General features: G+C 42.7%; 24 protein-coding genes and 1 pseudogene. 6 read left to right on the top strand and 19 right to left on the bottom strand.

The window, feature by feature from the left end:
• Positions 1-170 precede the first annotated feature (170 nt).
• On the top strand, positions 171-749 hold the full coding sequence (locus tag ACESZH_RS03380; protein ID WP_373212501.1) for a TetR/AcrR family transcriptional regulator: 579 nt from the start codon (positions 171-173) through the stop codon (positions 747-749).
• Positions 750-780: 31 nt separating this feature from the next.
• Here the strand turns inward: ACESZH_RS03380 and ACESZH_RS03375 are convergent, their stop codons facing one another.
• From ACESZH_RS03375 to ACESZH_RS03355, 5 genes and pseudogenes are all read right to left on the bottom strand, one after another.
• On the bottom strand, positions 781-2334 hold the full coding sequence (locus tag ACESZH_RS03375) for a long-chain fatty acid--CoA ligase (protein WP_373212504.1): 1554 nt from the start codon (positions 2332-2334) through the stop codon (positions 781-783).
• Positions 2335-2349: 15 nt separating this feature from the next.
• Complete coding sequence (locus ACESZH_RS03370; protein ID WP_373212506.1) at positions 2350-2577, bottom strand: acyl carrier protein; 228 nt, start codon at positions 2575-2577, stop codon at positions 2350-2352.
• Between the two features lie 40 nt (positions 2578-2617).
• Positions 2618-4003, bottom strand: coding sequence for a condensation domain-containing protein (locus tag ACESZH_RS03365; protein ID WP_373212509.1), 1386 nt, complete (start codon positions 4001-4003; stop codon positions 2618-2620).
• A gap of 186 nt (positions 4004-4189) precedes the next feature.
• Positions 4190-4336: pseudogene (locus ACESZH_RS03360) on the bottom strand (nucleotide pyrophosphohydrolase); the annotation flags it as partial.
• 4 nt (positions 4337-4340) lie between these two features.
• Complete coding sequence (locus tag ACESZH_RS03355) at positions 4341-5384, bottom strand: type II TA system antitoxin MqsA family protein (RefSeq protein WP_373212512.1); 1044 nt, start codon at positions 5382-5384, stop codon at positions 4341-4343.
• 446 nt (positions 5385-5830) lie between these two features.
• On the opposite strand from ACESZH_RS03355, the gene ACESZH_RS03350 reads away from it, so the two are divergent.
• Positions 5831-6658, top strand: coding sequence for a helix-turn-helix domain-containing protein (locus ACESZH_RS03350; protein WP_373212515.1), 828 nt, complete (start codon positions 5831-5833; stop codon positions 6656-6658).
• 22 nt (positions 6659-6680) lie between these two features.
• Here ACESZH_RS03350 and ACESZH_RS03345 read toward each other — a convergent pair whose 3' ends face one another.
• Together ACESZH_RS03345 and ACESZH_RS03340 are read right to left on the bottom strand one after the other, a co-directional pair.
• Positions 6681-7652, bottom strand: coding sequence for an alpha/beta hydrolase (locus ACESZH_RS03345; protein WP_373212518.1), 972 nt, complete (start codon positions 7650-7652; stop codon positions 6681-6683).
• A gap of 161 nt (positions 7653-7813) precedes the next feature.
• On the bottom strand, positions 7814-8122 hold the full coding sequence (locus tag ACESZH_RS03340) for a helix-turn-helix domain-containing protein (protein ID WP_373212521.1): 309 nt from the start codon (positions 8120-8122) through the stop codon (positions 7814-7816).
• Between the two features lie 140 nt (positions 8123-8262).
• On the opposite strand from ACESZH_RS03340, the gene ACESZH_RS03335 reads away from it, so the two are divergent.
• Entirely contained in the window at positions 8263-8958 is a 696-nt protein-coding gene (locus ACESZH_RS03335) for a hypothetical protein (RefSeq protein ID WP_373212524.1), read from the top strand.
• 61 nt (positions 8959-9019) lie between these two features.
• Here the strand turns inward: ACESZH_RS03335 and ACESZH_RS03330 are convergent, their stop codons facing one another.
• Genes ACESZH_RS03330 through ACESZH_RS03320 form a run of 3 tightly spaced genes read right to left on the bottom strand, consistent with a single transcriptional unit; the run spans position 9020 to position 10521 of the window.
• The gene (locus tag ACESZH_RS03330; protein ID WP_373212526.1) at positions 9020-9682 is read right to left on the bottom strand and encodes a glycosylhydrolase-like jelly roll fold domain-containing protein; all 663 of its coding nucleotides are present in this window, start codon (positions 9680-9682) and stop codon (positions 9020-9022) included.
• 17 nt (positions 9683-9699) lie between these two features.
• Positions 9700-9933 (bottom strand): hypothetical protein, encoded by a 234-nt coding sequence (locus ACESZH_RS03325; RefSeq protein ID WP_373212528.1) that lies wholly within the window; start codon positions 9931-9933, stop codon positions 9700-9702.
• Positions 9934-9966: 33 nt separating this feature from the next.
• Positions 9967-10521: an alpha/beta fold hydrolase gene (locus ACESZH_RS03320; RefSeq protein WP_373212530.1), complete on the bottom strand. Its 555-nt coding sequence runs from the start codon at positions 10519-10521 to the stop codon at positions 9967-9969.
• Between the two features lie 308 nt (positions 10522-10829).
• Between ACESZH_RS03320 and ACESZH_RS03315 the strand changes: the two genes are divergently transcribed.
• From ACESZH_RS03315 to ACESZH_RS03305, 3 genes are all read left to right on the top strand, one after another.
• Positions 10830-11069: a hypothetical protein gene (locus ACESZH_RS03315; protein WP_373212533.1), complete on the top strand. Its 240-nt coding sequence runs from the start codon at positions 10830-10832 to the stop codon at positions 11067-11069.
• 28 nt (positions 11070-11097) lie between these two features.
• Positions 11098-11283: a hypothetical protein gene (locus ACESZH_RS03310; protein WP_373212534.1), complete on the top strand. Its 186-nt coding sequence runs from the start codon at positions 11098-11100 to the stop codon at positions 11281-11283.
• Between the two features lie 203 nt (positions 11284-11486).
• Positions 11487-11966, top strand: a complete 480-nt coding sequence (locus ACESZH_RS03305; RefSeq protein ID WP_373212537.1) for an EamA family transporter — start codon at positions 11487-11489, stop codon at positions 11964-11966.
• 114 nt (positions 11967-12080) lie between these two features.
• On the opposite strand, the gene ACESZH_RS03300 is transcribed toward ACESZH_RS03305, so the two are convergent.
• The 9 genes from ACESZH_RS03300 to ACESZH_RS03260 all read right to left on the bottom strand — a co-directional run bounded on the left by ACESZH_RS03300 (position 12081) and on the right by ACESZH_RS03260 (position 18366).
• Complete coding sequence (locus ACESZH_RS03300; protein ID WP_373212819.1) at positions 12081-12557, bottom strand: phage terminase small subunit P27 family; 477 nt, start codon at positions 12555-12557, stop codon at positions 12081-12083.
• A 321-nt stretch (positions 12558-12878) separates the two neighbouring features.
• Positions 12879-13265 carry a PIN domain-containing protein gene (locus tag ACESZH_RS03295; RefSeq protein WP_373212539.1) on the bottom strand — a complete coding sequence of 129 codons (387 nt, stop codon included), beginning with the start codon at positions 13263-13265 and terminating at the stop codon, positions 12879-12881.
• Between the two features lie 56 nt (positions 13266-13321).
• The gene (locus ACESZH_RS03290; RefSeq protein WP_373212541.1) at positions 13322-13591 is read right to left on the bottom strand and encodes a hypothetical protein; all 270 of its coding nucleotides are present in this window, start codon (positions 13589-13591) and stop codon (positions 13322-13324) included.
• 10 nt (positions 13592-13601) lie between these two features.
• Positions 13602-14333, bottom strand: a complete 732-nt coding sequence (locus ACESZH_RS03285) for a ParB N-terminal domain-containing protein (protein ID WP_373212544.1) — start codon at positions 14331-14333, stop codon at positions 13602-13604.
• Complete coding sequence (locus ACESZH_RS03280) at positions 14323-14976, bottom strand: ParA family protein (RefSeq protein WP_373212821.1); 654 nt, start codon at positions 14974-14976, stop codon at positions 14323-14325. The genes ACESZH_RS03285 and ACESZH_RS03280 overlap by 11 nt, the downstream gene beginning before the upstream one ends.
• 51 nt (positions 14977-15027) lie before the next feature.
• Positions 15028-15354: a SymE family type I addiction module toxin gene (locus ACESZH_RS03275; protein ID WP_373212546.1), complete on the bottom strand. Its 327-nt coding sequence runs from the start codon at positions 15352-15354 to the stop codon at positions 15028-15030.
• A gap of 472 nt (positions 15355-15826) precedes the next feature.
• A complete protein-coding gene (locus ACESZH_RS03270; RefSeq protein ID WP_373212548.1) occupies positions 15827-16246 on the bottom strand; it encodes a HEPN domain-containing protein in 420 nt (139 codons plus the stop codon).
• Positions 16239-16574, bottom strand: a complete 336-nt coding sequence (locus ACESZH_RS03265) for a nucleotidyltransferase domain-containing protein (RefSeq protein ID WP_373212550.1) — start codon at positions 16572-16574, stop codon at positions 16239-16241. Before ACESZH_RS03265 ends, ACESZH_RS03270 begins: the two co-directional genes overlap by 8 nt.
• Positions 16575-17130: 556 nt before the next feature.
• On the bottom strand, positions 17131-18366 hold the full coding sequence (locus ACESZH_RS03260) for a site-specific integrase (RefSeq protein ID WP_022008832.1): 1236 nt from the start codon (positions 18364-18366) through the stop codon (positions 17131-17133).
• Positions 18367-18374 lie beyond the last annotated feature (8 nt).

Here is an 18374-nt window from a genome sequence, read left to right as displayed (position 1 = left end):
AGTCAATACGTGGCTACATATTTTTTTCATTTCTTTTGTATTTTAATATAGAATTAACATACAATCAAGATATCAGCTTTCATGAACTAAAAATTTCTTTTCCCCCAAACTTATGCTATAATTATTTTGACACCATAAATGCCTAGTTACCATAATATAAGGAGAACCATATGAGTAATGAAATACAAGACGAAAGATATCATATCGCCGAAGAAGCCATTTATGATGCGTTTTTCTTAATTCTGAAAGAAAAAGAATTAGACAAGATAACTGTTTCTGATGTAATAAAAAGAGCTGGAATCGTGCGAAGTACGTTCTACAATCACTACGAAAATATTCCAGCCCTTGTAACTGCTATTGAAGATAAAACGATCCAGGATATGTTCTCCCTCATGGAAACCTTTCATCCAAAGAATGACCGGGAAATGTGCAAATCCTATTTCCTGACGATCTGCAGTTATGCCAAGACAAATCCATTTTTGGCTAACCTTCTTCAAAATCCAAGGGGAAATGCTTTCTTTGAGAAAACCATAACCATGCTACACCTCTATGTAAGGAAAACCACGCAGAACACAAGCCCTTCCCGGCATAGCAAGGAAGAGTATTCCTATATGATCGCCTGCGCCATCGGAAGCACAATCGGCGTGCTTCACAAATGGGCTATGGAAAAATTTCAGGCTCCCGCAGAATTTATCGCAGAACTTCTGACACAGGCTTTTATCGCAGGTATGCTTCCTTTTATGTCCTAGTATAACGTTCTCGAAATAACCGGGCTATATACTAGCAAAGAGCCTCATCGATCATGGCTTCCTGGCGCTTAATCTTCTTTGTTGAATTTCTGATGAAAGGATTCTTTCTCACAACCAGCCCTGTGATCTGGCGATAGGTAGGCTGGGCTTTATTATACTGATCCAAAAACGCCTGCAGTGCTGTCCCGACTGCCGCTTCATCCATTCCTTTGGCAGCGACCACCTCCTGGTCCGGATAAATCCTGGCGGTAAGACCGTTATTCTCGCCAGTTACAATAACCTCGCCTACCAGCTCACCCAGTGCCAGTTTATTTTCAATTTCCTCAGGTGAAACATTCTCTCCATTGGAAAGGATAATCAGATTTTTTACCCTTCCGTTTATAAACAGGAATCCGTCATCATCCAGATACCCCTTGTCTCCCGTATGAAGCCAGCCATCCTTAAGTGTTTCAGCGGTCTCCTCCGGCATGTTGTAATATCCCTTCATAACACTGCTGCCCTTGACCAGAATTTCCCCATTCTCAAATGCAAGCTCCACATTGGAAAGCGGTCTTCCGATCGAGCCAGCCTTATGGTCATCCGGCGTGTTAGAGCTGATGACCGGAGAGCACTCTGACATTCCATATCCCTCAAAGATATCCACTCCATATTCCGCAAATTTATCAATATAATAGGGATCCAGATGGGCGCCGCCGGTAAAGATAATGCTGAGATTGCCTCCGAATACCTTATCTGCCAAAATCTTTTTGGGTATAGCAGGGTCCGCAGCCGCAAGTCTCTTGTAAATCGTTTCGATCATCAATGGCACCATAAGCATTACTTCCGGTTTAAATACGCTCATGTTTTTCACCATATGTAAAAGGGAATCATTGATGCACACTGTCACGCCCAGAGAAAATCCCTTGAGCCAATCCATAACCAGGCAAAAGGCATGATGAATCGGAAGTACACTAAGGAGCACGCTTCCAGGCTCTTTTGTATAATTAACCGCTTTTACATTGGATGCAAGATTGTTCTGCGTCAGCATAACCCCCTTGCTCTTTCCGGTTGTGCCGGATGTAAAAATAATAGTAGCCACATCATCCGGGTTCGGTCTGTCTGAATCCCCTGCTGCGTTTTTCGAAGCTTCCTTTAACTCAGCCAGAGGGCCTGCTTTTTCATTGGAAACCTCAGATTCTTCCTCCTGCAGCAGCCAGATTTTTTTAAGCTTTGGACACTGCGCTAAAATACCGTCCAACATCCCCAGCCCCTTCGGGCTTAAAAAAAGCGCTTCCGAATCAGAACGGTTGATAAGATCAATAAGATCCTCACCTGGCAGGCCCGCGTCAAGAGGCACCGCAACCGTATTTCCTGTAATAATACCCAAATAGCTTTCAATCCACTCCACGGAGCTTGTTCCGATCAGAGCAATGTGCTTTCCCTGAAAGCCTTCTGCAAACAATCCTTTTCTTATTGCTGCAACGTTTTCCATCATCTCATGATAGCTTCTTGTAAGAATTTCCTTCTTTTTCAGCCACTTAACAGCTTTGATCTCCGGGTATTTTTTTTCGCTTTCCTCTAATATATCTCGAATAAGAGTTTCCATATCCTCACATCCTTTTTATAATCTTTCCAATAGTTCCAGAGCTTCTCCAATTGTAAGGATCTTCAGCGCATCTTCCTCTTCCAGCTCAACGTCAAAGGTATCCTCCAGCTCTCCCAAGAATGACATAAAGTCAAGGGAGCTAAAGCCCAGGTCTTCCCGGAATCTCATATCGTCTTTCATTTCCTCCGGCTTTACCTCGCAATACTGGGCTACAATTGTTTTAAACTGCATATCCTGTGTCATGATCTTTCCTCCATCAATCATCGTTTTATATTTCTGTTCATTAAACCTGTTCCATAATTTCGCCAATGCTCATATCCGGCTCTGCAATCCCCTTGAAAAGAATGCGCATCATATAGTAGTACAAAAGCTCCATATCATGCTCGTTTAAATGAGCTGTCTGGTAATGGTAGGAGAAATTCATTCCTCCGTTCTCAGTGTGAGATACGGTCAAATACATCTTCTTCGTTGCCGCGCCATTTGCAAACCATTTCGCGTGCTGGGAAATATTTACCAGATGCGGGGTATCCATTTTTACCGGCATGGGCTGGTATGTGAGATAACAGCTTTCATATGTTGTATTTTCCGGCGTATGATACCGTCTTCTCATTTCTTCCTCGATCAATTCAGGGTCATAGTTGCTGTGCATGTAAATCCTGTTCTGCACATTTTGGATCTCGTAAGCGGCTGAAATAAAGTCCATATCTGCGGAAATCACGGTTCTGCACGGGAACATAATCGTTCTGCTTCCGCCTGATGTCCACTCATCATGGGTGGAACGTCTCGAGATAAAGTTCTCAATGGTAATATCTTCCTGGCCATTATTTACTTTTGACAGATAAGTTCTGATTCCCAATAACAAAAGATTCGTCATGGAAAGCTGGTGGTTCATGCAAAAATCCATCAGATTCTTTGTCGGCTCAGGCTCCAGATAATAGTCCTTTACCTGCACAAATAAGTTCTTCATTTCAATATCTGCAGCTCTTAGCTTCTTATTGCCATGCAGCTTTCTTGCTTCTTCAAGAACCGAAGGGCCCTGGATATCAGAATAAAGCGGCTCTCCCAGAGCATCCAACTGATCATCCCAAAACTTCTTGTCTTTTGCAAAGCGTTTCTCATTGCCCGCTCTTTTCAGATCCTTTTGCAGAACAGTCTCAAAATCGGCCAGATCCTGGGGATATTCGGACTGGAATCTATAATGGGTATAAAGCTGCATCAGGTCGTTGATCATGACCACCAATCCGCAGGAATCGATCAGTCTGTGATCCATATGGATAAAAAATCCGTTATAGCCCTCCGGAAGCTTTACCATAGTCACATCGCAAAGTGGGATATCGTCCCCGTCAAAGGTTTCATAGGCCCACTGCTGCATCAGATCATCAGCTTCCGCCAGACTCATGTTGGACAAATCCTTCAACGGAATATCTCTGGCGTCTTTTTCCACAATATACTGCTTTACCTCTCCCTTTTCATCAGGCTTTGTAAAGCGGATCCTCATACATCCGTAACGCTCTATTTCTAATTGAATACATTTTTTCAAAAGCCCAAAATCTATGGCAGACTTTAAAGATGCCACGACGCTGACTCCGGACACCTGCTGTGTCTTGTACTTTTTGATCCAGTTATAGTGCATCTTTTGTGCTGCTGTTAAAGGATAATATTCTTTCATGTGTAACCTCCTCATTCCTTCTTTTGTGAAGTTAGCACATTTTATTTTTGATTTCTACCCCTTCAAAGACTTAACAAACATTTTACCTGAAATTGACCGAGAAAAAACGCCAGCCTTACACAGGCTGACGCTAAATCGTTCCTGCCGCAAAAGAATCGGCATTTTGATTATGGTAATCTATAGTTAATCGTATTTTGCAGCACTCCACTGAAAACATTCCAAAAGCTCTGCCGCCTCGATCACTATAGTTTTTGCCAAATTAGCTGGTGAATGAAACTGATCTTCTAAATTATACCTACATTTCTGTAAGTGCCCTACGCTCCAAAATCTTATTATCTTAAAATGCTCTGATTTCCTTTGCCAAACTAAAGGGAATAATTTCTCCAGCAGCTGTTTCCGCATTTGCTTTTTCCTCATGCATATAATCTACAATATCTTTTGCCTTATAGTTCTTAAACTTCTCAATAACCTTATCCAATATTGCCTTTTCTCCATCACTTAATACAGAATAATCCATACTAGCAGTTGGATAAATATGAAGCATTGTATCGTAGTTATAGCTCATCTCTTCTTGTACATTCAGATTTTCAAGATTCATCAAGCTATAATGCCCAATTGGCAAAGCACCCATAGGCTCATGTCTATATACCATTCCAGTCATAGCCGAACCGTTCTCAATAAATGCCAAAACATCAGAATACCAAAGCATCTTCATAAGCTTTACCTTGAAAAGATTTGTTACCTTCTCAGCAATATATGAAATCATTGCCTCAATTTTATCGATATTCAGGATTGCAAATCCATTTGAATCAGATGGCTCTTCAAAATTTGCATATTCTCCTTCGAATGTCTGACGTGTCAAAAATTCTTTTCCATATGAATCCAGCTTTTCTACAATCTTTGATCTAATCTCCAGACGCTTTGATCCGGAGAACTTATCCGCATTCTTCTTCAAAAACTCCAAAGCCTGCAGCGGATTGTCTTTTACAAGACGAAGCATAGTATCGTATGCTTCATCCTGGATAGCCTTACTTTCATAACGAGATATTGTTGCTTCACCCCATCCCAACAGTTTAGCAAGATCGACCTGGGATAAACCATAGCTTGCTCTAATGGCTACAATCTCATCAGATGTAAGTAATCCCTTTTTCACACGATAAGCATTTCGTGCATTTAAAAGATTTTCATTCATCATTGATCCAGTTTCAAATTCATTCTCGTCTTCATCAGCATTTGCACAAAAATAAAACCTCTCTTCGTAGGTTACCTCTTCACCTTTCAATGTAATTGATGTTGTACGTTTTCTCTCTTCAACTTCATGTGTCCTGTCACATAAAGGACAGTTCATATGAACCTTTCTTATTAATGTGTTAGCCTCCATTGTCCTACCTCCTTTGCGATCCCAGTTATGAGTAAGGGAATGTCATTTTATCCTTTGCATAATGAAATGACACGCATAAAACATGTCTCTGTTGACCTCCTTTAATCTTCAATTTTACATATACAAGCTTATTGTTTATATCCTTTCCAAAGACAAACAACAACGGTGGATTCAAATCATCTGTATCTATATCAAAGTCTTCTTTTCCAAACAGTTCCTTCAGTTCTTCCAGAAAAACAATACCTTCTCTTTTTTTCGACTGTGTACTAAGAAATATGGTAATCACCTCCAGAAGCAATTTGCTATCAATTGATAGTGTACGTGCTAATTGATAGTTTGTCAAGAAGATTAAAATATCAGGATCAATTCCAGAAAAAATGAAGATATTTTACAAGCCATTTGTAATCTGAAATGCTACAATGAAGTACAGCAAGGAGGGAACGCAGATGAAGAAAGAAACAAGAACGGTAGTTTATGATGATGAGCTTCGGATTGAAGCATACCGTTTTGAAGGAATTGTACAGCCGTTTCCGAACCACTTCCATGAATACTATGTGATCGGATTTGTGGAGGACGGGCAGCGTGTACTTTCCTGTAAAAATCAAGAATATACTATAGCCAAAGGCGATATTGTTCTGTTTAATCCCGGAGATAACCATGCCTGCGTACAGAGCGATGATGGCACATTGGATTACCGGGGTTTTAACATTACCAAAGAAGTCATGCTGGATTTAACAAAAGAAGTTACCGGGAAGCAGGAACTCCCCGTTTTTTCTACAAACGTGATTTTCGATGAGGAAGCAACCTGCTATCTGCACCCGCTCCACGAACTGGTCATGAAGGGGTCTTGTGAGTTTGGTAAAGAAGAAAATCTGCTGCTCCTCATATCACTGCTGATTCAGCGGTACGGACAGCCCTCCGCAAGCCGTATCCCAGAATGCCGTGAGGAAATTGAGAAAGCCTGTGATTTCATGGAACGACACTTTGCAAACCGGATTTATTTAGACCAGATCTGCCGCCATGCCGGTCTAAGCAAATCCACGCTGCTTAGGGCCTTTACCAAATCCAAGGGAGTCACCCCGTACTGCTATCTGGAAAACATACGCATTGGCAAAGCAAAGAAACTTCTGGAACAGGGCGTACCTCCGATTGAGGCAGCCATGCAGACAGGTTTTTCAGACCAGAGTCACTTCACCAACTATTTCAATCGATTTATTGGACTGGCCCCTGGTCTTTACCGTGACATATTTTTAGAAAAAGAATCGATGGTGTAAAAAATGGTTCATAGTAATTGATTCACGGGATATCGTATTTTGCAAAAAATCCCAAAAGCTTTTCCCTGTATAGCTCCGGCGCTTCATAAGCACTGCAAAGATGCCGCGCCTCCGGTATTATTACAAGCTCTTTTGGGGCCTGGCATAAAGAATAATTATATTTCGAGTTCTTCGGATTCACATAAGTATCCTTCTCACCATGGAAAAATAAGACGGGCCTTTTGTTTGTCCTCATTGCTTTGACCGTGTCTGCTTCCTTCATACGGAATCCGGCTAACAGCCTGCAGAACAGATCCACCCTGAGCAGCAAAAGCTCAATCCAATGCAGGTGGAACCAATTAGCCGCCATATCCCGGAGCTGCCCCTTCATGGACTGAAAGCCGCAGTCTGCGATCAGCCCTTTCACCTCTCCCGGCAGATTCAGCCCTGATGCCATGAGCACAGACGCAGCCCCCATGGATTCTCCGTAAAGATAGATGGGAAGCTTATCCTTGTTTCGGTTTGCAATATAATACGTCCAGCTCTGTACATCGTACTGCTCCTTTGCTCCAAAGGTAATAAATTCACCCTCGCTCACCCCACAGCATCTCTGGTCAATGAAAAGAAGGTTGCTCTGGTTCTCGTGAAGAAATCTGGCAATGTACGCAAAGTCCCCAAAACCGCTGCCCTTATATCCATGGCATAAAATAACAAATCTCCGTGCATTTTGCGAAGGCAGATAATATCCATGCAGCATCAGACCGTCCCTGCTCCGAAGATAGCAGTCCTGCATATCCTGCTGCCTGCACCATGCCTTTCCTTCCTCATATTCTTTCTCAAATTTATATCTTGGATGATTGATCTTTGCATGAGACAGCCCATACCATTTCTTTTTGGTCAGCTTCCTTTTCTTCTTACACCGGATCGTCATCTCAAAAAAAGGCCATCCAAATGCCGTAAATATGCCGCCTGCCGCCGCGGTAGCGCTTAAAATTTTGATCGCTTTATTTTTCATAATAATATACACAACCGCTTTATATTATCGGTTTCAATCCTGGTTTCTTGATGCCTGTTTTTTTATTATAGTATTCTTTCGGTGAAAAATCAAATTAATGAGGAAGTGCAAAACAAAATAGAGATATAACTACATTTCTGTAATTATATCCCTACTATTTTCTATTTTTTTAATCCCTTAATGATTGCCTTCACGTTCTTGCGGCTTTCCGGATCCAGCGCATTCAAATCTTCGATCATCTCCCGATATTCAGATGGATGATCGTTTCCGTCATCGAAAAATTCCGAAGGAGTAACATTCAAATATTCACAGATATAAAAGAATACCTGCATGGATGGAAATCCTTTTTTATTTTCCAGGGAATTGATATAGCCAGGACTCTGTCCGATTGACAGGCTCATATCTCTGGCTGAAACGCCCTTTTCAATTCTTAGTTTTGCCAATCTTTCATAAAGTAAGTCCTCATACATAGTGCACCACCTTTTTATAAGATTGTACCCTACAGTATTCTCCATTTTATCTGGTTTAATCGGATGTTTTAATTGATATATCTGATTATATCAGATATTATTATAAAAATGACATTTTTAACAAGATAGGAGGACTTATATTGCTATCAAAAACAATTAAAACAAGCCTGTTACTATTTTGCTTAATGCTATCCTCTGCAATTTCGGGCTGTCGTTCAGAACAAAGGACTGATTCCCTGGAAATTCCTGAATCCCAGGAAGCTTCACAAGACTCTGTATCTATCTCAGATACCGCGCCGGAAGATTGCCTTTTATGCGGTGACAGCGCCCAAACCCTTCTGCCGCTTTACCGGGGGCAAAAGAATATCGGAATCATCAGCTTAAACACTTTCGACATTTCGCCTATCGAAATCAATCACTATGACGATCATGGTAATCTCATAAAAAAATCGGCTGACAGTATGTCAATGACAACCAGCAGCCAAGGAGAAGATGGATTATTTACGCTAATCTATCCGAACACAAACCGGGGATATGCGAATGTCAGCATTACATTTAAGGCTGACGAAGCTTTAGATATGGATAAAGTCACAGCAAATCTTTGCCAGGAATGCTTAAATGCCGTTATACGGGAATCGTGGAGCGATACCCCTTACGGAGTAGGGCTAATAAATTTTGATACCCTTGAGGTTCGTCTCCTTGCGGAAAATATTACTGCATTTACATTTGGGGATTACTATATTTCCTGTGACCGCAGTGAAAAAAAGGCGAAAGAGGATGCCACGGAAATGGACCTTCTGATTTTTTATTGTCCTGAAAGATATGAAAAAGTCTGAGATCAACCTTTTACGGTTGATCTCCTTGACTATATAAATGGCAGGCGCAGAGTAAGTTTTTCTAACAGACAGTCAGCAAAACTCTTCCCCAGATACCTGACTGTAACGGTTCTTTTATCATTTCCAGCTCCCTCCAGTTAAGGAGCCGTTCTCTTCTGCACTGGTTCATTTTTTCCGTGCTGTAGGGCCATTGACCGATTACGGGATCAGCTATTTCTGCGGGCTGCTTCTCGGGATCCAGCGCCTGGTTGATCAAAAGATTATAAACCTTTATCCGTATCTGATTTTCCCCTTCCTGCAAATATCCGGAAATATCCAGACGGTAAGGACGCATCAGGATTACCCCGGCCTCCTTCCCGTTTATGAAAACGGTGCCTGATTCTCCAAGGTGCTCCAGCACAAGATATACCTTTCTGCCCTTTATCCGCCCCATCTGTTCCTTGGAAAGGATGATCGCCTTCTCATAAACCCCGCTTCCGGAATAATATTTCAGCTCCTTCTCCTGTTCCCAACTCTCCGGTACAGTATATGTTTTGCAGAAATCCCGTTCTGAAACCCTCATTTTCCAATCCCGTGAAATATCCAGAAGCTCTGTCTCCTGTTTTTCCTCTTCCCAGCAATAATCCGGAACAAGGGCTTTGTCAAACACAAAGAGCATGGATTGGAATGGCTGGAAGGTCAGCTCTATAACCGTATTCCTATTCTTATGCACAACCCGCTTCACAGGCACTTCCCTGGCAGTCATAGGGTCGAATATGGCTGGATACGCTCACTGATCAGTTCCACGATCCCAACGATCATGGCAGCAGCACAGAGCAGGTCTAATAGGAGAAATACTAAGATTACTTTGTCTCCTGTAATCTCCGGTATTTTAGTAAAGCACAGAACAAGCCCCATAAGGAACATAATCCAACCCAAATTTCCGGGCAGGTCATAGGCGATCCACTTCGCGTTGCTGATTTTTGACTCATACATAAAGTTCACCTCGTGCAATTGATGCAATATTTTCTACTTTTTGTTCATTCCACAGCATAGGCGCACTTCGTCGGCCCACTGCTGAGGATAGCAGACCAGCAGCTCCTCGTGCTGCATATCGTGGGTGCGGATGTCCGGATCTTTGAAGTGCTGACGATAGCGCGCCTCATATTGTTTACCCATCTTTACGGCATAAAAGATATGTACTGCAGTGCCAGGGACGGAAATGCCATCCTCCAGCGGTGTCACCAGATCGGAGCTGCCCAGGATGCCATGATCGATATGAATATTTCCACGCTGAATCAGCAGCCCGACAAAGGAACCGCCCATGGAGCAGCCGTAGGCTGCGGGGATATGGCCGCCAAAGTTTGCCTGTATGTAATCCTCGATTTTTGCGACCGCGGTCAGCATATCCGGAAATACTGTCTGTTCTGTCTCATCAAATCCGTTGTAGGATGTACAGACCACATAAAAATCCTTCTCTAACAACGGTATCACAGACCCGAAGTTACTTTTCCAGTGGCAGCATGTACCCGGCAGCAGTAAAAGCACAGGATTATTCTGATGTCCAAATGAATAAAATCTCATATTTATCTCTCTCTCGCATAACGGTTAGCTCAATCTAACTTAGTATGTTAAAAAAAGCCACCTTGCAACGCAGCCATCTAATTCTAACGCACTGTACTAATCACATCAAACACATTGGCAGGCACTTGTGATCAAAATATGAATCGTCTGCTGATAAGCGTCTGATATCAAAAATTCTTTGCTGTTCAATGTCCATGCGGCCAATTTCAGCAGATTACAGAAAAGTTGCCAGTCCGGCGACGGTTTTGGTACTTATACTATATCACATAGGCGGTAAATTAGCAACAACTAACTGCGGAGAAAAAACGATGATACCAGTAAAATCAATGACAGAAGAAAAAATTGGCGGTGTAGCGGAGGCGTTTGCCGATTATTCTTATACGGATGGCGAGCACGGCCTAATCTACCTGTTTTCCAAACGCGAGGCACTGATTGCCTATCTGAGGGTCATGGTACAGGCCGGATTAAAGGCAGGCATGTTCTACACAAACGGCCCTAACAGAGAGGGCTTTATCATTATCACAGAATCCAGATTGAAATGCTGGTAGTGCAGAAACAATTTCAGGGGCAGGGCATATGCGAGCGTTGATCAGCAATGTGTTTGAGCTTGCGGATCAAAAGGGCCTGCCGTGCATCCTCACCACGGACGCTGAACTCAAAAAGGATAAGTATGTACATTTGGGTATGGAGCTTGTCAACACGCGAAAGGTGGACGATGGTGCTTACCTTTATGACCTGCTCCGGAAATCAGGAAACACATAAGCGTTGGCGTCATTTGGCATGGCTAAATTAGGCCAAATCGGAGCTTAAGAGAAGTAATAAAGGAGAACTGCTATGGCGTGCAATAAATGTGCCGATGTCAAAGATACTTCTCCGCTACATAGACCCTACTGCAATGGAACAACAGAAAAGACCGTCAAAAATCGGAAAAACTATCAAAGAACGATCTGCCATTTCTAATTGGCATGATTGTCCTTGATATTGCTGCACCAACCGTTGTCGCACTAGCTATTTTCAAGGAATCTGTATCAAAACGCTTGTGGGCGGCGATTGCGCTGATTACCTTATCCAGTGTCATTCTGTCCTTTGAGGGGACAAAAAGCTTTCAGTTTTCCTACGGCTCATTGTTCGTCATTTTGGCAACGATATGTTGGGGATTTGAAAATAACTGTACAAGAAACATCTCGTCCAAAAGCACCTATGAAATCGTGGTGTTGAAGGGCATTTTTTCGGGACTGGGTTCTCTGGTCATTGCGTTGATCCGGCATGAGATCATACCTGCAATCGTTTATATTTTCGCGGCAATGCTGCTCGGATTTGTAGCATACGGCCTCAGTATTTTTATGTATGTGCGTGCGCAGAACGTTTTGGGCGCTTCCAAAACAAGCGCTTGCTATGCGATTGCCCCGTTGCAAGGTCGGCGTATTCCTGCAGGCCTTCCATAATAACTGTCGCCATCTGGCTGACCGTACATCTATCTGTTGCCATAATCGCCGCCCTCCCTTCTGCAGCGCATCTGCACTGCTTGGGATAATCCTTAGGCCTTGTTTCCTTCGCCATCAGGAGTCACCTCCCAAGAGCGCCTCCATCTCATCCTCCGGCTCCTTCGCTTTACTGTTGCCGGCAATAATTCTGCTTCGTGAGGATGGTGTCAGACCAAACTCCGAAGCGACCTGTAGCATCAGCTTCTGATTGGTATTGGCAATGCCGACCCAGGGAGTCTGCTGCTGATAGCCTTTATCAGTTACAAAGGTGGAACCCTCAGAAGTAACATGCTCCTGAGCTTTCTTCCATCTCGCATAAGACTGACAATAAGCTGCAAAGGCAGCCATATCCATCTCAGTGAGCACCCCCATCTGATTCATCAGATCAGCAAGGCGGGCCCATTCCTTTTTTGCCTCAGGCAGAAGCCAGTCAGGACAAGCAGGCATTCCCTTTTCCGGAACTGGTTCTTTCGTATTCAATTTTCTCTTTCCAGGATTACCTTCCAGCTTCTTAACCGCTGTAGGCTTTGGCTTTCTTCCTGCCATCGGAATCCTCTCCTTCCCTAATTCTTAGCAAAATAAAAGGACCATGTATTTCTACACGATCCCTATTACTAATTTTATGTATTTACATCCAGCTTTTTGTTTCTTTACTCCATGTCTGCTCAAAGGAATTATCGTTATGAATTGAATCCACGATGGGCAGCAATAACTCTTTTAGTAGTTGCATAGTTTCTTCAAATTCAACTTTCATCAGTGCTTTCTTCTTTTTGATAAAGGCTCTCCATCTTCCCTGCCTTGTCTCATCCTTGGTAAAATCATCATCAAAGGCTGCAATATCATCAAAACCAGTACCTCGATGGGTAAAGGTCTCTACAATCGCATTCTTTTTTTCCTTGATAGCGCCCTCGCGACTATTATCTTATGCTCAACATCCGGGTATCCTTCGGGAGGATATGCATCATGTGACAGCAACAGCTCTGTCAAAAAATCCTCATACCGAGCATCTTCGTCAGCATATTTCGGTTCAAATTCAATTTTAATTTCCCTATATGCCAGCCGGTTATACTCCTCCAATTTCTTTTGTGCTGCACTTCCAGCTTCACGCAGCTTTTCTCTATGCTTATTCAGAGTCTCATCAAACACAATCTCAGGCACAATAATGTTGCCCATTTTCAGCAGTAATTGCATCTGAGTTCCTCTGGCATAAAAGTCTCTGCAAAATATATTTGTATCAAGAACAATTATCAAATCGTGCACACCCTCTCGTAATAAAATCTTGGTTTCAGTATAGCATTGAGAGCCTCATAAAACACCTATTTTCTTCCGTTCATCTGCCACCTATCATGGTTCTGAACACTCCGTATCGCCTGCCGGAGGCTGTTCCCCCGGCCATGCTGGTGATACGGATGGCTGAATCTATGCTTATGGAAGATCACGCAGGAGCCTTCCGTCGGATAACCGGCGCAGTGCAGATACCAATAGTCACCGGTGTTTCTACTCTGAATTGTTACGTCCATGTCGTCAGCCAAAATGATATTGAAATAAACAGGATCTACCTGCTTTAGCTGTTCGCTGTCAAACATACACGCCTCCTCATCGTTTCTTCTTAAACCAGGCAGCCAGTGCCTTGTCGATAATTGCTTCCACCTGTTTCGGATCCGTATCCTGAAAATACTTTTCTCTGATACCTGCAGATAATTTGATTGGCTTCGGCGCAGGCTTTTCTTCCACTACGCCAAGCACCGGATCCACTTCGGGCTGCTTTCCCGCAATCGCCTCCAGGATTGCTTTTTCTGTCATCGGAGCCTTCCGGACCTTTGCGGCAATATCTTTATTGATTACCACACCGGATTTTTCCGAGGCTTCCAGTGCAAGCTTCTGTGCCTGCTCCGGCAGGTAAGAAAGCTGGACTGCTGCCTTCTCAGAAATCGACAGGTCTGTAAAGGATCTCTGCATCAGATTTGTTTCGATCACATACACATAGGCATCCGCATCCGACAGATTTTCCTTCACAATTGCCGGTATCTGCGTAAGCCCAGCCAGCTTACCTGCGTTCTGGCTGTTGTGGCCGGAAAGCATCTCATATCCGTAATGCATTTTCCTGACGATTACCGGATTTAATATTCCGTGCTCTTTGATGCTCTCCACCATGTCATCCAGGCGTTCTCCCTCGTACAGAGGAAACGGATGACCATGAAACGGCCTGATTCCATTGATATCGAGCATTTCTACTCCGCCTCCTGCAGCAACGCCGGCCGGTGGATCTCCGACCAGCAGGTCTACTGCATCAGAAAAGATTTTTCTTTTTGGTGTATCAGCCTTCATCGTTCATCAACTCCTTTGCAAGATTTCTGTATGCCTCGCAGGCTTTATTGTCCGGTGCGTACTCAATAAGCGGCTCACTGTAATAAACAGATTCGCCAACCTTGACCGTGGTCGGAACCATGCTCCGAAAAATCCGAATCTGTCCCTGGAAGGTCTCTGCCACTTCCTCCGTAATCACCTTGCAAAGGTTGGTTCTGGTATCACACATCGTCAGAAGAATCCCCGCCACCTGCAGCTTATTATTGATACGATTTCTGATCTTGCTCACTGTCTTCAGAAAATTCTGAAGTCCCATCATCGCCAGAAGCTGTGGATTTACTGCAATGATCACCTCATCTGCTGCAGCCAGCGCATTGATTGTCAGAGATCCGAGCGAAGGACAGGTATCAATCAAAATAGCGTCATAGGAATCACGCAGCGGATCCAGAATTCTGCCCAGCATTCCTTCTGCTCCCATCTCCAGACGCAGCTTGGAATCCACAGCCGAAAGCACCATGGAAGAAGGGATAAAATCCACACCATTGCGGCTCATAATATATTCCGAAGGCTCCGGCATTGCCTCATCTTCGATCTGCGCTATCATCAGATCTCCGATTGTCGCCGGAATAGCTGCCACATCCTCCACGCCAAAACACGCCGTCAGATTTGCCTACACCGCCCTTGAAGGATCCGATCATTTAAATCTTTGCCATAATCATTGCACCTCCTTGCCTGCGCCATATTTCACTTCCTGCTCCGCCACAAACTGCGCATGAAGTCTGGCTCTCTCCTGCTCAAAGCGTTTCTGCAGCTTTCTGGTCTCCTGCTCCATAAATGTCTTCTCTGCTTCCGCCAGCGCAGCTCTCTCAGCATCCAGAGTGATAATGAGCTTCCCGTTCTCACAACAGACCGAGATAAAATCTCCGATCTCAAATCCCAGTTCCTTCAGCCACTGTCCCTTCAGCATAATCGCCGGTGTCTCCTTATAGCGATAGCCGCTCTGCCCGTAGACCTTCATGCTCCTGTTGTTCTTAAATGCCATATTTCGTTCCTCCTTAGATCATTGATTCAATGAAGCTTTACATCGAAGCTGCTTAGAGGACTCCTTCAACGAAAAAAGACACTTCTCCAAGATTTCTCTTAGAAAAGTGTCCTTAATAAGTACAAATATGTGATTTTCTTTCTGCCTCGCCAGATACTGTGTATTTATCAGCTCGGTATCATCGAGTATTTCAAGGTATTATGAAGTATGATTTTGCTGTACTTTTTCCTTCAAAATCCTCGGGAGCCGCATAAAATGGGCATTTATTTATCTAATGACTTCATTGTCGGGAATCCTATTAAATCCCTTAATCACCTCTCCGCCACTCTTCATAAGCCAAAATAACCCTGCTTTCCTGCAGCTCCGTTTCATACGGTTTTATACAAGCCTGCACAACTCTGCGTCGGTGAATGCAGCGATTGTCACTATTTTGTCACCGGATTGTCACTGTCCACCGCTCGCCCTTCGTTTATCATTCGCAATCCTCTTTTACTTTATTATCCACATACTGTTTAATAAGTCCGTAAATATAATCCGCATTCGCAAGCTGCTCCTCAGTATCTGTTCTGCTTGCAATAAACATATCATCATAATCAGACGCATTACGGATGGTAAACGCAGAACCAATCATTTTGGATACGTCTGCAGGAAATACCCCTTCTTTTATATATCTGCGGCGAAATTCCGCTATAACCCCGCTATGCTTACTCGAATCAAAATTATCAAATGTCAAAACCGCTCTCAAAGCATGGAAGATGGAATAATATGCCCTGTTATTTGCTATCCGGTAGTTTCCGCTGTTAAACAACAAATGTGCCGCATCCAAATCCTCCTTCGAGCGTTCGATACGATATTTTGCATAATCCTTCTGAATCTCCCTATTATCAGGCAAACTGGACCCCCTCTTTCTGCACGTTCTGATAAAACTTGGAAACCGGCATATAATGCTGGAACTGTTGATAATTCTGAAATACCGGTGTCAGAACAACATCATAGGCCAGATCAAGACGATCAGATGCATCCAGTATTTTTTTTCTCTCCTCATTCATCTTTTCGGCAGGGCTGTCAAGCAGAACCATAATATCAATGTCGCTATCCTGTTCAAAATCGCCCCGGGCACACGAACCATACAAAATCACTTTTCGCAATGCCTTGCCATAAATCATTTTAGCTTCTTCGGCAAACAGCTTTACTACTTCCTGAATCTTTTCCTCTGTCATGCAATCACATCCTCTCCGTTAAGCAGCAATTTCTTTCAAGTCAAATCACATCTCTTAACTATATTATACCCAAATCCTTGCCTCACATCAATTACAAACTTACTTGAAAGTATCTTCTTATCCTTTTTTGTAAATCGGCCGGTGCTCCCCCCATACATTCCTCGGAATAAAAAAGAGAGAAAGACAACGGACATCCGCTTAAATCTTTCTCTCTTTTCACAAATTTCTGCAGAACACTGCATAAATCTTGTTCTGATTGTCACTAAATTGTCACCGAATCGTCACTAACAGACTATCGGCAAATGGCAAAGCTCTTCAAATCCCTTGATTTTCCTGGATTTTCTGTTCAGGCATCACCAAATTATTTGTCTAAGCTCTTCATCGTCGGGAAAGATTTCACGTTTTCTTCATGATTCTTCGGGATGCGTTATTATACTATATTGTCCAAATTTATAAACCTTATATATTCTTCACTATTCTTCATTATTAAGTTCTTTTTGTTGTCAATTTGTTGTAAATCAAACAAATTGTTGTCATCCGTTCTACTAAGCACTTCTCAAAAAACATCTAATTTTGTTGCTAAATTCTCGAATGACTCTTGTTTCTTTTCCTCTGTTGCTTCCGCATAAATATCCATTGTTGTTTCAATGTTTCTATGTCCCATAATGGATTGAATAACTTTTAAATTTGTTTCATTTTCACAAAGTCGTGTACAAAAAGTATGTCTCAGATGATGACAAGAAAAATTGGGTAATATAATAGGATCTCTCCGTTCTTTCTTAGCTCGCACCACTTCGTCTGCATTATAACTGTTTGCTATACGCTTAATCGTATGATTGACTGTTTGTGGATTTGGAACTGTTCCAAAACGATTACAAAAAATAAATCCTGACATTCCATCAATTTCTGTTTCATTAAAACCATTTTCCAGTTGTTCTTCATAAAGCATTTCGAAAGCATCTTTTACAACGTCCAGCATTGGAATTGTACGTATTCCAGCTTCTGTTTTTGGTTTGGATATTCTCAACACACTTTTGTTGCTCTCTGGTTTTTGATAATAGCTCAAACTATGATTTATACTGATTGTTCTTCTGTCATAATCTAAATCTTGCCATCGAAGCCCTAATGCTTCTCCAATTCTGCACCCTGTTCCAAGCAACACCGTAAACATAGGCCACCAATGATAATATATCGGATGGTTCGCAATGTATTCCATGAATGCTCTTTGCTGCTCTACGGTCAATGCATGTCTGATTCCTCTGTTCTTTCCGGATTCTCTGCTGATTTCTTTCATTACTCCATCCGTAGGATTATTTCGTATAATCTCATCCCGTACTGCCAACTGAAATGTTGGATGAAGCAAGCAATGAACAGTATCTAAAGTTCCCAATGAAATTTTCACTTCATTAAGAAGATAATAATAAAACTGCAATACATCAGAATACTTTATTTCTGCAATCCGCTTATTTCCAAAGGTATCACGTACGTAATGATCGTACGTATAGAAATATGAACTTCTCGTAGATTCACGCAAATTATACTTCGTGGACATATACCGATCAAACGTATCATTCACACTTGCCCTGCCAGCAACATAGAGGTCCAATCCGTCCAACTGATCCTTCATCAGTTTAGCTTCTTTCTCTCTTAGTTCTGCCAGATCGTTAGCATATATAAATTTACGTCTGCCCATCGGATCTGTATAGGTGTACATGTATCTTTTATCTGATGATCTTTGTACTTCTCCTTTGCGTAAAGATCTTCCTCGCAAATCTTTTCTGACTTTCGCCATAATAGTTT

The organism is Ruminococcus sp. 5_1_39BFAA (assembly GCF_964240875.1).
In the GTDB taxonomy this organism is placed as follows: Bacteria; Bacillota; Clostridia; order Lachnospirales; family Lachnospiraceae; genus Blautia_A.
This window is presented reverse-complemented; position numbering and strand designations above follow the sequence as displayed.